The following is a 15,166-nucleotide window of genomic DNA, read 5'->3' as shown; positions in this document are numbered from 1 at the left end:
GACCAGCGCTGCTCCAGCGGTGCCAGCAGGGTGCGTTGCTGTTCGGACAGGCCGCTCCACTCGGGCGCGGCGTCCTGTTCAATGCTGACAGGGCTAAATCCGCAATAATCCGATAAATACCAGTGGTTGGATGTTGTAAATCCCAGAAGAAAAACTCCTCGGGATTCTCACATACAAATTGTGCTGGTATATTCACACAAGGACTAGTGACATTTGTCAAACCAAATTCCGTCGGCTGAGCCAGAATTTCCCTAAATATAGAATTAACATCAACGGGGATGATATTGACATCTGAGTCAGGAATTTGACTGAATTGATCGAGTAGTTCAGACAAACCAGAATTATGGTCTTCTGTCAAGGTATTGAGGGCATCGGTAGTACCAGGAACACGTCCATCAACTCCCAGAGCAATAGGCGTATTGCCCAAATCTGGCAAGTTAACTACCATAATATTCTTAGCCCCAACATCAGTCAGGTCTTGCAGTGCATCTGACAAATTTGCCAAGGTGGTGTCAGGTTCTGTAAATGGTTCAAAATTGCGTTGGTTGGGTAGATAATCATTAGCACCAGCCCACACTATATACAGAGCATCTGGGTCAGCCGACTGACCGGCTTGTATTAGGGGAACAGTAAAGGCATCAATCTGCGGTTGCAATCCTGGTAAAACTACCAATCCAGAGGAGGTAACAGGGGCAGTTTCTTCAGTGCCTGTAGTAGAACCACCAAAAGCGAAGTTAATGCCTTGAGTAGGGATAGCACCTGAGGGAATAGTGGTAAACAGAGTGGGGTTTAATTCCAAATCCCCTGCAAGATAATCCACCCAGTTGGGCCCATTGGAAAAACGTCCCTCAAAATAGGGTGGACTGAGGGGAATTTGCTCTGCGGTGGCATTAAACAGATTGCCTTGATCAGAGAGGCTGTCTCCAAAGATATACATCTTGCTAAACAACTCGACAGCATTTGCCTTGAGGGGCAACATTAAAGAGAAAAAGACTAATCCTGTAGCGGCAATTTGTGTCTTCATGATAATTTGTTACCTTAATTGCAGATAATTATCTCAGATCATGTCCGATTTAATAGTTATCCTTTAGGGTTGATAATAAATTGAACATTGAAAATTAACTAACCATAAGCAATTAGCAATTCAAAATTCAAAATTTAAAATTCACAGGCATCGGATCAACCATTTTAGACGTGATTAACCGGACTTGATATAGCAGTCGCCAGGGCAGTTAGGAGCGGTGCGACCCCGGTCGGGTTTCCCGACAAGCGTGAATGGGCACCAAGAGACATGACAAAAGTCTCAAACCTAAGTAAGCGCAAGAGTTTGACTCTCTTGGTGCCCATTCTGATAGTGATTAGAAATCACCAGGGTCGCACCGCTTCTGACTTCTGACTTCTGACTTCTAAAAGCTGTTTTAAACTGTTTTTTAGTGAGCATTCAGCCGTCAGCCGTCAGCTATCAGCTTATTTTATTCAAAGGTGCCCTTTCCGTTGGCGAATTAAATTCGCTATAGGTGCGCACCTGAAAGCACCGATTGCGCGTAGCGCTTAAGCTGATAGCTGATAGCTGATAACTGATAGCTGATAGCTAATAGCTGATAGCTGATAGCTGAATGCTTACGTTTTTTATGCACCTAATTCGATGGCGTGGCTTTTGGTGCCCCTGATGGCTGACTGGTTTGAGGCTTAATAAACAATGCTTCTTTGGCAGATTGCCCTTCACCCTGAGAACCGAAATACCAAAGCGCTGCTGCTGCTTCAGCACGGGTGACTGCTTTTTTAGGCTGAAACAATATTGTATAACCAAACACTCGGCGAATATTTGCCAAATCGCCATTTCGGAAATCAGCTAAGACGGCTCGCAATGCTTTCGGGTCAATTTCAGCGGTATCTTTGAAGCCCCAGGTTTCTTTCACTGCTTCAATAGAGGCTTTGGGCAAGGCTTTACGAGTATCGAGAGGCACTTTCCACACCATCAGATTTTCCCTAGTCAAGGGTGCATCTGGACGAAACAATACTGCCGTAGAATCACCACTGAGGGGACTAGAAATTAATCCAGCATCAGCTAATCCCTGAATATAGGGAAAATCAGGATCCGTACGAGGCACATCCTGAAATGCAGGTTGAGTAGTTTTGGATGCTAAACGGATTTGCAATCCTGGACGATTGGCATAGATCCGATTATTCGCATCCATCAGCCAACGGGCATACTGACGGCGGCTTATGGTTTGATTGGGGGCAAACTGAGTACCTTGACTATCAGCATTGGTCTTTGGATTAGCCGTGCCTGGGGTTAAGACTCCCAATTCTGCCAAATCTGCCACATACTTACGCAAATCTCGGGGGACTTTATCCAAGTCAGTAAATTTCTCTGGTTGTCCTGACCTGACCTGAGCTGGCTTACTGGCCACCTCAGAGGATGGTTGTGGTTTCTGAGCTTGTGTTGGTTTTTCAGCTTGTGTTGGTTTCTGAGCTTGTGTTGGTTTCTGAGCTTGTGTTGGTTTCTGAGTTTGTGTTGGTTTCTGAGCTTGTGTTGGTTTCTGAGCTTGTGTTGGTTTCTGAGCTTTGGTATCCTTACCATCCCGGACGTACTGAATATCAAATGTAGTCACACTGCTGTTGGTAGCAACCGCTGGGGGCTTTGATGAGGAGGCAGCGGTGGATTTGCCAGTAGTGGCACGAGCAGGAATCGAAAGGGTAACGTCCAAGTCATTACGACGGACGATGAATGTGCCACCATCTTGATCCTCTGGCTGGTCTAGGACTTCCCAGCCTCCCGACTCAAAGGTCTTTTGGTAAAAGTTCTGAATTAAATTAATTGGGTCAGGGGATGACCAAATCGTCAACTTACCTGGACCAGCAGCATCTTTGAGGGGTTCCACTTGTTCCAAGCTTGCTTGTTGATAACGGGGAATCTCAGTGGGGAAGTCTTCTGGCAACGGTACTGACTTCTGTTTCTCGGGAGTAGTTTGAGGCTTATTTGGAGATGGCCGACCCAAGTTTTTGGGTGGGTTATCTTTCAGTGTGGGGTCTGCTCCCAAAGACCGCTGCAAAGCGTCACCTAGGTTAGTGTTGGCGCAGGCACTCAACACACCAAGAAGACAAACCGCTAAACTCGCACGTAGGACAGAGTGTGGAAACAGCACGGGCATTGTGGAACAAAAGTACTTACCTCGTGACATACTCCCACACTGACTCGTTGAGTGAGCGTGTGGGCTTCTTGCCAACTCCACCTATCGGTTCGGATACTCGGCAAGCTTTATTAACGATACGGGATGCCCCTCCGCACCGGAACAATACAGAAAAGTTGGATTTTAAAGCACGTAGGTGGCGGTTAGCTCTTAATTTGTCTTCCCTACTACTTTCATTATAGACGATCTCAAAAGGATGAAAGATCCAGCTCCGCGATTCATCTCTGGAGACGAAACCTTAGACAGGGTCGCCTTAATACAATAGTTTTAGCCCTTTTCTGCATAGCCTGCTGACCATAAAGGCGACCCTGTCTTACGGTAACTTCAAACACTCATGCTGCCCATGTTCGTTGTGGGGCATAAGAGCGGAGGAAGCTAACGCAAATTCACAAAAGGGCAATCAAGCGTGTTATCCTGGCTGAGTTGCCAAACTAGGAAAGATGTTTAGGGCAAGGGCGAGGTAACAATACTCAGTATTGTCAATTTAAATGTCAATTTAAATGTCTGTAAATTTAAATCTTGTATGGATGCACAGAAAAAGAAATTAGCAGCACCGAGTGAATCTTCTGAATCTGTTCAGGAGCAGCAAACAGATGCTCAGAGTCAACAAGCGGACAAGGGTGGCACGCCATTTTGGAAGCAAGTACAGGAAAATTTCCAAATTATTGCGATCGCACTAGCCTTAGCTCTATTGATTCGAGTATTTGTAGCAGAACCTCGCTACATTCCCTCGGATTCGATGTATCCCACTTTGGGAGTAGGCGATCGCTTAGTGGTGGAAAAAATCTCTTACCGTTTCCATACCCCAAAAGCCGGTGACATTATTGTGTTTGAAATACCGCCACAATTACAAATTTTGGGTTACTCAAAAGACCAAGCTTTCATCAAGCGGGTGATTGGCACATCCGGTGATACGGTTCAAGTCAAAGATGGCAAAGTTTATCGCAACGGTACTCCTCTAGACGAGGACTACATTGCCCAACCTCCCAGTTATCAGATGGGGCTGGTGCAGGTGCCAGAAAATTACTTGTTTGTGATGGGAGACAACCGCAACAATAGCAACGATTCCCATGTTTGGGGTTTTCTAGGTAAAGACAAAGTCATTGGTCGTGCCTGTTTCCGTTTTTGGCCCCTTAGTGAACTTGGTTCGATCTGAACTTCGCCCTTCAACATCTCGGTAAATTTTCGGTTAATATCAAGCTCCTTGGGTACGTGATCACATCCCCGAGTGGGTAATGGGTAATGGGTAATGGGTAATGGGTAATGAGTTGCCAGTAATTACAATGACCAATTACCCATTACTAATATTAAGGTTGTGTGAACTTAAGCCCTCTACGGATTTGGGAAACTACTATAAGTTTAACTAATCAATTTTCATACTTACGCCTGATGCGAATTGGATGCTCAACGTATCTAATTTCGTTCCACTAAGGATGCTCGCTATTCAAGCTAATATTTTAAAGTCTTGATAGCACAATACTCAATTTAATCGACATCAGGCTTTACTTCCTAATTATCGGTAGCGACTAGATCGCGTCCGCGCTTCTCAAATGATTGAAACACAAATCATTTGTAGGGGCGCTTTGCTTTTGCCCGCAAGATGTGCGCCTAATTATGTGGGTCGGTAGCCAGTGCAAAACCCTAAGGCAAAACTGGTAAATAAACGCCTTTATTTAGATTTATTGGGTAAGTCATTAGTTATCAAATTCAACCCCAAACAAGTAGAAAATTTATTGATTAACTTAGTTATTTTAAAATCAGTATAGTTTAGTAAATTAGTAAACTTTTAAATTATTTTTTACTAGTAATTAATTAATATAAGCAAAACTTATATATTACAAAATTATGATTTTGTGAATCATAACAATTCATCCTTTTGTCGAGATAAAAGTCTAGTTAAATGTAATGAATAGAAACCGGTTAAAAAGGTAATTTATTTTATCTTTTTTAGGTTTAACGATCCTAAGCATATGCGCTACGTCCCAGCGTCGTTCGCACAGCGTGGCCATTCGCGTAGCGTGGCCTTTTGGCCAAGGCCAAAGCCTGTGCCACGTACGCTACGCGAACAGCTATCAGCCATTGGCAAAATGCCAACGGTTAAATGCTTAGTGTCGAGATTATTTTCGAGTATCTAATTGATATCAATTCCAATAGCATCAGTATTGTCTAAAACAAGAGTAATCAAGGACAAGTCCCCAAAAAACAGACTATCTATAAAACCAAGCAATCAAACGGAATTGATATCAATTTTGAAATTATATTAACTGTCTACACCTAATAATTGCAGCAACAAACTATCATGAAAAAATTACCAATAGCTATGGCTGGAGCATTAGTTATTAGCCTAGGAACAATGGGAACAGCCCAGGCGTCATCCTTCCTCTCTACTGGAATTGGACAAGTTGGCAAGATTGATACCTCAACCGGAACATTTACACCATTGAACAAGAACGGTATCACCTTTTTTGATATAGCTTTATCCAATAGTGGTGATCTATTTGGTGTCACTGGTGGCATTACCGGGGGTTTGTATAGTATTGATAAAAACACAGGTTTATCTTCCAAAATTGGTAACCTTGGTGTGTTTTTAAATGCTTTAGATTTTTCTAATAACAATGTCCTTTACGGAGCTGGAGATAATAGTTTTTATACTATTGATACCTCTAGTGGGGCTGCATCATTAGTAGCCAAAATTCCTAACTTCATCAGCAGTGGTGACATAGCATTTGATGCTGTAAATAATCAATTTTTTGCCACATCACTTTCTGTTGACGGCAGCTCTGACACCTTGTTTTCTATCGCTCTAGACGGTACAGCTACCGAGATTGGTAGTATCGGCTTTAGCGATATATATGGGTTGTTATTTGAAAATGGAACGTTGTTCGGTTACACAGGTGATCAACAACAGATCACCATCGATCCCACCACAGGAGCAGGTAGTTTTAGTCAGAATGTCGTCGGGGGTGTCGGTCAGCTCTTTGGAGCAGCAGGAGCTTTTCCTAGCACTACTGTTCCTAGCGCTACCGTTCCTGAACCGATGTCGGTGCTCAGTCTGCTAGCAGTAGGAGCCTTTGGTGCCGGTGTGCTGTCTAAGGGCAAACGGTCATAGCAACGCTATAGTTAAACGCTATAGTTAACTGTTGAGGATTCACGGTAAGCAACCTAAACTCCCCTACCCTGGTGAGGCTAGGTTGCTTATCCAACCACTGAGATCCACTGCTAAGGTTTGACCCAAATTGAGTAGGGGGCTTGGGGAAACTGAAGTACTAAAAGAAGTGCTACAGGTACAGATTTTACATAGCCAAGGATAGCTGCCATTGCTATCACTATATTTACTATCTTTCTTTAAGTCTTGGCTTTGGATCAGCTGAGGCAAAAGTTGGTTATGGAAGTACTGCAAGTACAGTTCTTGGCAACGATCTAAGGATAAGCTGAGATTGAGCTGATTGCCTACATCAATCATTTTCTCTAGCCGTTGAATATCGACTTCCACTTCCTCTGGGTTACTGTGGTAAAGAATTTCCCAGAGCGTACGCAAAATTAAGTTTTCTAAGGTTTGCTTGACTTCTAGGGTGTCCAACTGACAGTTGAGATGATTCGCTGCTGTTGCGATCGCTTCTAACTCTGCCAACCTACTCCATACCACCTGCTGATCACTGCTATCACTATCTAATGCCCTAATCACAGTAATACAGTGATTGGATATAGCAATTTCTGCTGCTACTTGCAACTCCTTGGGAACAGATAACCCACCCTGATGGAAAGCGATTAAGGCTCTATAATTATCCCGATAAACCTCCGTATAGAGCTGATCCAAACGGGTCAAGGTTTCCTGGGTCAACAGCTGCATAATGCGGTGTCGCTCTTCAGGAAACAGATGCTGCAAATTAAAATGTTGCTGCCCAAACAGCTGATTCATTACCAAAATTGTGTGGGCTGCACTGCCTTGGTCTAGGGCATTAAATAATGTTTCCAGCCGCTGGCGGTAGCCTCGACATTCAGCAAGGGGTTGAATACAGCAGTGGAAGTCCCAAGCACCTAGGTATAGCAAGGCAAACACAAAATCACCACTTTCCCTAGTGATCTCAGAAGCCAATTGTAACTGTCCCACAGCTAGGGTTAATGCCCCGATTTGTTTTAGCTGGTAATATTGCTGATGGGCATAGTAACAGTAAATTTTGTCTTCTTGGGAATACTTCTTAAATAGGGAAGTAATGGCGTAGTCTGCTACTACTTGCTTCCAGCTAACCTGGGCTGACAGCACTAGTTGCCGATAAATCTGGTCACCAGTTTTAAAGCATTCCACATTACTGGGTGCTAGAGCAAGGCGTTGCATAAATTCTTCTTCCAGTTGGACTAATGCAACATCACCAGCTAACTGGATAGCACGGGCAGCATAGCGCAGAATCTGAACCCCTTCTAGACGAGAGATTTCCTCAAAAAACCAACCACAACTGGTATACATCAGCAGAGCATGATGCTGCATTTCCAGCAGTCGTAAGGCATCCACTTGTTCGGCGGTCGTCAGTGGGTGAGTACTATGACGCTCCAGAAAACTGTCTACATTGGCTGGGGAACGGTTCCGAATCACTTGGATATACTCATCCCGCGCTAGCCAAGGGTCCTGGAAGAATTGGCTACCACTGTCTTGATATACCTGAATCAATTCATCCCGTAACCAATCCATGGCATTTCGCAGGGGACGACGCCACCTTTGGTGCCACTTCCCGTCACCACCACAGCCACAATCATCTTGCCAACGGTCAACCCCATGGGAGCAACTCCAAGCTGTTACTGGCTTCAGTACTACTTCCCAGGTGGGGGGATTAAAGCTAAGGTAGTGGGCAAAGTTGGTTACTGTCCAGTTGCGCTGGGGAAACTCATGGGTAAAAGCGTAGGCAATACACTTTTCAGTGCCTGTTTTGTGATGGCCAAAGGTTTCCCCATCCGTTGCCACAGCAATCAACTGGGCACTGCGATGATCCCCACATACTGCTTGACCCAAACGCTTGGCGAAGTGTTCAGTGCTGCTGAGTAAATCATTAAAGCCCATATCTCTCGAGATTGAGCCATTATAGAAAAAAATATCAATAAATTTGCCATTTTTGAGGAAGCAACGGTAAGGCCGAGTAGGGTCAATCTGAGCACCTCCCACTTCCTGCCATGGAGAATTACTATTGTGTTCACTGGTGTGTTCACTGGTGTGTTCACTGGGAATTGGGCGGCAACGTTGAGCTTGGGAAGGGGCTAGGATAATAAACCGAATATCTTCTGCTACCAGTGCTTCTAAGGTCAGATAGTCTACTGCCGTTTCCGCCAGCCACATCCCTTCCGGTTCACGACCAAAGCGGGAACGGAAGTCCGCTTTTCCCCAACGGATTTGGGTGTATTTGTCCCGTTCATTAGCTAGGGGCAGGATGATGTGGTTATAAACTTGAGCGATCGCATTTCCGTGACCATTTAAGCGTACGCAACTCTTCTTGTCCGCTTCCAGAATCCGCTGATACACTTCGAGATCGTAATCTTCCAGCCATGACATTAAGGTTGGACCAATATTGAAGCTCAAATAGTCATAGTTGTTGACAATATCTATCACTTCCCCTTGGTCATTTAATACCCTAGCAAAGGCATTGGGGCGGTAGCACTCATAGTAAATCCGTTCGTTCCAGTCATGAAACGGAGCAGCAGTAGGCTGACGCTCAATGGTATCTAGATCAGGGTTTTCCCGAGGCGGTTGGTAGAAATGACCGTGGATAGTAATATATACACCTGTGGTGGTATCTAGAGAATCGTTGTTGAGCGTCGAGTAGTGTTTTATCTTGGCAGTGGACTTAGCAGTGGACTTTATTTCCTCAGCTTGTAAAACTAGCAGTTCAGCTACTGAAGTCATGGGAATATGCATTCAAAAAAACAGCAAGACAGCTAAACCAACCCCAGAACGTCATGTTTGGGGCCGGGCAGCGAATACCCTTGAGCAAACTCATACTGGTTTGGCAGTAACGAACAAAAGTAGCGGATAGTTAGGACAAACGTTAAATGCTTAACACAATGATGAATTCAACCGCAAGGTTTAATTCAGGTAATTCTAATCAGTTTATGGAAATTGCGGTAATTTTATCAATCTTAACCAGATCATAGCAAATTTCTATGGTTAAAAAATATACCCTAGGACTGATGCGCTTGAGAAATCGTTGAGTATCGAAAAGCTTTATTGACTAGACCAGCGACAGAGTAAGGTACTTGACTCTCTAATTTGCCTATCTCAGTTGATAAGCTAACACGCATCTAAATTTAATCTTTTCATGTTATGAAAGAAACCGTCAAACCATCCGCCCATCTCCCTATCTCCCTATCTCCCCATCTGCCCATCTCCCCATCTGCCCATCTCCCTATCTCCCCATCAGTCTCAACCCAAAAATTAAGTGCGTGACAGCTTAGGGGCGTGACAGCTTAGGGGCGTGACAGTTTAGGGAGACGGGGGGATGGCAAGAGGGATTGACCAAGCCCGGTTCGCTACTGCCCTAGTCCCTGAAACTGACTAGAATAGTAATTTTTTTGAGGTAAAGAAACCTAAATGCTCACCAAAAACCAAATTTTGTCAATTTTCCTAGTATTTCTTCCCATTTCAGTAGCCGCTGAATTTCTAGAGTGGAACTCGGCAGTTATCTTCATTACGTCTTGCTTAGCAATTATTCCTTTAGCAGCATGGATGGGAACAGCCACAGAAGAAATCGCTGTGGTGCTCGGTCCAAACCTAGGAGGGCTATTAAATGCCACCTTTGGCAACGCTACAGAATTAATCATTGCCCTAATTGCCCTGAATGCTGGGTTAGTAGAAGTGGTTAAAGCCACCATCACTGGCTCCATCATCGGTAACCTACTCCTAGTGATGGGATTTGCGATGTTGCTGGGTGGATTGCGTTACAAAGAACAGGAGTTTCAGCCCATTGTGGCGCGGGTGAATGCCTCTTCAATGAACCTAGCAGTGATTGCCATGTTGCTACCGACAGCAATGGATACCACATCCATTGGTATTCCTCAATCTACATTACAACAGCTTTCAGTAGCAGTTGCCCTAGTTTTAATTCTGGTTTATGGGCTAACTCTATTATTTTCCATGAAAACCCATACCTATCTGTTTGATGTAGGTATGGCGGAAATCGAGTTAGAAGAAACAGAGCATGGTGAAATGGCCAGTTCCGAATCTAAACATCAACCTAATATTTGGTTGTGGGTGGGAGTCTTGGTAGTAGTTACCTTGCTGGTCGCACTAGAGTCGGAACTTTTGGTGGATAGCTTGGAATCTGCCACATCACAGTTAGGGCTAACAGCCCTGTTTACCGGAGTAATTTTACTGCCCGTAATTGGTAATGCAGCAGAACACGCCACTGCGGTAACTGTGGCCATGAAGAATAAGATGGATCTCTCGGTTTCCGTAGCCGTAGGGTCTAGTCTGCAAATTGCCCTATTTGTTGCCCCAGTGTTAGTGCTGGCTGGGTGGTTTATGGGTCAGCCGATGGATTTGGATTTTAATCCCTTTGAATTGGTAGCAGTAGCCGTAGCTGTGTTGATTACTAATTCGATTAGTTCTGATGGTAAGTCAAACTGGCTCGAAGGAGTGTTGCTATTAGCAGCTTATGTGGTATTGGGACTAGCGTTTTACTTCCATCCAGTGGTTGAAGGATTAGGATGAGTTAACGCCTAGTGTGTAGAGTTTGACCGATGAAGGTGATGATGAACAAAGCAATGCTCGCCCGGTCGTGGCTACGGGAACGCAAATTTCAAGGGAATAAACTGTCATCATCTCTGTCATCCCCAGAAAATCTGGCTATATTAGAGCTAGAGGGGTTAAATGTCAATGATAAATCGGTTTGATTCGTAAGACAAACAAATTGATTGGTAAGAAAAATCATCATCTAATCCACCCCTTTAGCCTTTGCCCTTTTCCCTTTATCCACCCATCTAGCTTGAGATTAACCGAGCACGCTGATGGGATGGATAAGCCACTGAGGACATTAAGCCGAGATGCTGGAAGCCGAACAGATATTACATGAGCGCTATCAACTCAAGCAACAACTAGGAAATAATGCTGGACGACAAACTTGGCTAGCTGAAGATATACGAGTGTCACCTCCAGAATTGGTAGTTGTTAAACTGCTGGCATTTGGTGGTGACGTTAATTGGGACGATTTAAAACTCTTTGAGCGAGAAGCACAGGTGCTTAAACAGCTCAATCATCCCCGGATTCCCAAGTATCTTGATTATTTTAACATTGATGACCGAGTACTCTGGTTTGGCTTGGTACACAACTATATCCCTGGCTCCTCCCTCAAGGAAAAACTAAATCAAGGTAAACGATTTACAGAAGGGGAAGTGCGCCAAATCGCTGTGGATGTGCTGAAAATTCTTGAATTTCTCCATCAGCTCAATCCAGCTGTACTGCACCGAGATATTAAGCCTAGCAATATAATTTTACGGGATGATGGGCAGATTTATGTGATCGATTTCGGGTCAGTGCAGGATCGGGCGTCCCAAGAGGGCGCGACATTTACGGTAGTGGGAACCTATGGTTACGCCCCCATGGAACAGTTTGGTGGTAGGGCAGTACCAGCATCGGATTTGTATGGCTTAGGGGCGACGTTGATTCATTTGCTCACCGGGACAGCACCCGCTGACTTGCCCCAGCGGAATTTGCGCATTTGCTTTAAAGACCAAGTCAACCTCAGTGCTAACCTGATTAGCTGGATTCAGAAGCTGACCGAACCGGCTCCAGAGCAACGCTTCAAAAGTGCATCTGAAGCAATTCTAGCCCTAGAGTTGGGCATGAGACTTAATACTCCCAAAACCAACAAACTGAGCAAACTCCCCCGAAGCACCTTTGTGAATAATTCAGGTCAAGGGGGTTTAGGTGATCCTCGAATACCGGTACCAGATGAAATCAAAGGCTGGAACTGGGGAGCTTTTTTGATACCTTGGTTTTGGCCTATGACGAATAATGTTTGGATTGGACTGATAGCATGGGTGCCTCAATTGGGTTGGTTGATGGCGATCGCTTTTAGCGTGGCCTACGGCCAATCGCGCTCGGTGCCAAGGGCAATGAATGGGCTTGGAAAAGTCGTCGCTGGCGGAGTATTGAACACTTCAAAGCTCACCAAAGAGGCTGGGCAATCGTGGGGATTCTCTTTGGCTTACCAGTGAGCGTGATGTTGTGGATATTTGTCTTGGGCTTGGTCTCTGGTTTTTAATACGGAAAAGATCTAGCTTGCCCCTTCGCGCTGGTAAAAGTTGAACTCAAACATGCCAATACTTCTAGCAGAATTAGACCAGTATAATTTTCAAGAAACAGCAGTATGTATCAAAGATAATAACGGACCATTCTGCTCTGTGCCACTAACCGCTAATTCGCTATGACACAAGTAAACCCGCTGTGTAACTCTACCGAATAAATCTCGCAAAATTCGCTCTAATCGTTGTTGATCAGCTTGGACTTTATCTTCCTCTGTCCAAGGACGTCCAGACCATTCTTTTAGAAATAGATGAGCTCCGAAAAGGGTAGCTGCACCACCACTGAGCCAGAGGGAAGAACCTGCATCTAACCAAAAGTGCCAACGGTGGCAGCGGCGAGCGGCACGGTATTGGAAAATAGTAGCAAGGGTGACGGCATTGGTAGCTGTGGGTAGGCGGCGGACAGGATAGGGATTAGCAGTCACGGTGCCACGACGTAGCATCAGAATGAATTGGGCGATAGTTTGGGTGGAACGCTGACGGTTAGACGGTTGTTGGTTGGTTTGGGTCGAATCATTCACCTTCAACTCTTGCCCCAAGCGTCCATTCACTTGCCAGTAGTGTTGAGCAGTTTCCATCAGTTCCCGCAGTGCTGCTAGCTGTTCATAGGCGAGATTAGAGCCATGCCACAAAAACTTCTGAATGGCGCGGTCGAAAACTACCAGGCACGAAGGAATCAGACCCTGTTGTTGTTGCTCCCGCTGTAGTTCTAACCATTGGAAAATCTCTGAGTAGGCAGTGGTTGCCTGATGCCCTAACCTATCCCAACGAGGAAACGACTCCACTGGTAATAGGCGAGGTTGCTCAGGATCAGGAGCATAGCAGTGATCCGCTAATAAACCAGCACGGACAGGATCAATTAGGGTTGCCGGTTGCAGATTTGAACTTTCAACCTTCAACTCCTGCAGTTGTGGTTGGCTACTGAGTACTACCAGCATTTGTGCGATCGCATCTCGATTAACTAACCGTCCCAAGCCAGGATACACTAGCGCTAGTAGGGTTAGTAGTCCCTGAACCATCGGTGAGCTAACTAATGGGCGCTGGTCGTTGAGGGGTTCTACAGCAATACCTTGGTTAGTCAGGATTTCCGTTAAGGTGTAGCGTGCGATCGCATCTAGACCTGGAGCAATGATCGCTATTTCACCAGGCTGCACTTGCCCAGACTTGACAGCTTGACTAATCACCCCAGCCGTTTGCTGCAACAGTTGAGCCCGGGAGGTAGTTTGAATCGATTGGATAGATTCAGGTAGACCCTCAATAAACATGGAATTACTAATTAATTCCACTACTGTGTTTGCCAATTCAACGGGCATTGCATCAGTAGATAAATCCGGTAAGATTTCCACCAAGCAACGGGATGCCAAATCCGCTAGATAATTCGGGTCAGCATTAAGTCCCAAGCGTACCTGTCCATTAGGATTAAAGCTAAAAGCTCCCACAGCCCCTTGATTGAGTAGAGTCTCAAATAAATCTCGAGCGATCGCAGGATAGTCATCCACATCATCCGCCAGCACTGCCTGATACCGCTGCTGTAAATACTGCTGATAAGTGGGGTCTGGCAACAAATACCGCCAATACAGTTCAGCAATAATCCCGTAGCTTAAGAATCCCCTCTCTAAACACCAGCTTCGCCACTCTAGTAAGAGCTTTCCCACCGTTGACCAAAGTTCCGGGTTTCCTTCTTCCTCTGGAATCCCGACCGTTAACATGTAGGGAATGTCTTCAACAGGTATCCCACTCACTGCTGCTAATTGTAACAAGTCCAGGAGGCGGCGAACTCTAGTGTAATCATTCCCCCCTGGCAGTTGTAGTAGATCATTATCCAGCTCAGTACGCCAGTGCTGGGTTGCTAAGTCCTGCTCAGTCTCAGGACGCAATCGCAACGGAAACTGTGCCTTGAGGTCCAATCGCCCAATTAACAAGGGCCAAAATAGCATGACCTCATCTTGAAAAAAACCTAAAGGTGTCTTAGAAAGTACTGGATACCGTCCCCGGATTACCTCTGTGAGCCGATCCGCCAACTCCCGCCGATTATCGTCATTAGCCGCAAACACTAAAATTCCTGGGGCTTTTGAGGAGGTTCTTTGATATCTTGAACTCGACTTTGGGTTTAACCAATCCAGTCCTCCTTCAACCCATTGGTAAAACTGACTCACAAGGCGAGTTGTTTTGCCAGTGCGAGTTGAGCCAATTATCCACAGTGAATTTTGAACCACGGAATTTTTCTTTAGGTAATTTGTTATCATACCACAGGAACTAGGATGTAAGAGTTCTAGGAATAATTAGGTGCAAGAATGCACCTGTGAGATGTTGAGAGTATGATCCTAGAGAATTGAATGAATCTTCAAACTATCTTACGAACAGCTAGACAATGGTTCTTCGATACACCAGACAGAGCCTTGGATCAGGCATACAAAGCGGCACTAAAAATTAAAGCGATTGAAGATGAATATTTTGGAGGTCAAAAAATCTCCGCCGATACCAGTCAATATAGTAACAGCGTCATTGCCTATTTTGAAGCAGAAATCAATAAATACCTAAAGACGATAAACCTTAGAATAGCAGAATTTAAAACCAGTCGTTCTGTTATACTAAATTCTGAATTAACCGGATCTAATCCTCTTGAAAGTAGTCAACAACAAGCTAGGGAAAATCTTCAGATCTGGTATGGTCGGAATGTGTTAGCG

The 15,166-nt window shown here is 45.0% G+C and carries 9 protein-coding genes and 1 pseudogene; 6 read left to right on the top strand and 4 right to left on the bottom strand.

All coding sequences use genetic code 11. The features are described from left to right. Both F6K52_RS18720 and F6K52_RS18715 read right to left on the bottom strand, forming a co-directional pair. Window positions 1–1,024, bottom strand: a 1,024-nt coding sequence (locus F6K52_RS18720) for an SGNH/GDSL hydrolase family protein (protein ID WP_293080738.1), incomplete at its 3' end; no start/stop codon positions are given. 613 nt (window positions 1,025–1,637) lie between these two features. Further along, window positions 1,638–3,185 (bottom strand): S-layer homology domain-containing protein, encoded by a 1,548-nt coding sequence (locus tag F6K52_RS18715; RefSeq protein ID WP_293080735.1) that lies wholly within the window; start codon window positions 3,183–3,185, stop codon window positions 1,638–1,640. A 532-nt stretch (window positions 3,186–3,717) separates the two neighbouring features. Between F6K52_RS18715 and lepB the strand changes: the two genes are divergently transcribed. Together lepB and F6K52_RS18705 are read left to right on the top strand one after the other, a co-directional pair. After that, entirely contained in the window at window positions 3,718–4,350 is a 633-nt protein-coding gene (gene lepB / locus F6K52_RS18710) for a signal peptidase I (protein WP_293080732.1), read from the top strand. 1,143 nt (window positions 4,351–5,493) lie between these two features. Beyond that, window positions 5,494–6,303 (top strand): PEP-CTERM sorting domain-containing protein, encoded by an 810-nt coding sequence (locus F6K52_RS18705; RefSeq protein ID WP_293080730.1) that lies wholly within the window; start codon window positions 5,494–5,496, stop codon window positions 6,301–6,303. A gap of 63 nt (window positions 6,304–6,366) precedes the next feature. Here the strand turns inward: F6K52_RS18705 and F6K52_RS18700 are convergent, their stop codons facing one another. Continuing rightward, window positions 6,367–9,084: a DUF3536 domain-containing protein gene (locus F6K52_RS18700; RefSeq protein WP_293080726.1), complete on the bottom strand. Its 2,718-nt coding sequence runs from the start codon at window positions 9,082–9,084 to the stop codon at window positions 6,367–6,369. Here F6K52_RS18700 and F6K52_RS18695 point away from each other — a divergent pair. From F6K52_RS18695 to F6K52_RS18685, 3 genes are all read left to right on the top strand, one after another. Next, entirely contained in the window at window positions 9,083–9,214 is a 132-nt protein-coding gene (locus tag F6K52_RS18695) for a hypothetical protein (protein ID WP_293080722.1), read from the top strand. The genes F6K52_RS18700 and F6K52_RS18695 overlap by 2 nt on opposite strands. A gap of 554 nt (window positions 9,215–9,768) precedes the next feature. Next, complete coding sequence (gene cax, locus F6K52_RS18690) at window positions 9,769–10,887, top strand: calcium/proton exchanger (protein WP_293080719.1); 1,119 nt, start codon at window positions 9,769–9,771, stop codon at window positions 10,885–10,887. Between the two features lie 332 nt (window positions 10,888–11,219). Further along, a complete protein-coding gene (locus F6K52_RS18685) occupies window positions 11,220–12,392 on the top strand; it encodes a serine/threonine-protein kinase (protein WP_293080716.1) in 1,173 nt (390 codons plus the stop codon). A gap of 137 nt (window positions 12,393–12,529) precedes the next feature. Here F6K52_RS18685 and F6K52_RS18680 read toward each other — a convergent pair whose 3' ends face one another. After that, window positions 12,530–14,725 (bottom strand): recombinase family protein, encoded by a 2,196-nt coding sequence (locus F6K52_RS18680; RefSeq protein WP_293080713.1) that lies wholly within the window; start codon window positions 14,723–14,725, stop codon window positions 12,530–12,532. A 90-nt stretch (window positions 14,726–14,815) separates the two neighbouring features. On the opposite strand from F6K52_RS18680, the pseudogene F6K52_RS18675 reads away from it, so the two are divergent. Further along, a pseudogene (locus F6K52_RS18675) lies at window positions 14,816–15,166 on the top strand (proton extrusion protein PcxA); the annotation flags it as partial.

Source organism: Moorena sp. SIO3H5 (assembly GCF_010692395.1).
Lineage (GTDB): Bacteria > Cyanobacteriota > Cyanobacteriia > Cyanobacteriales > Coleofasciculaceae > Moorena.
Note: the sequence above shows the minus strand (reverse complement) of the source record. Positions and strands in the feature narration are given on the sequence as shown.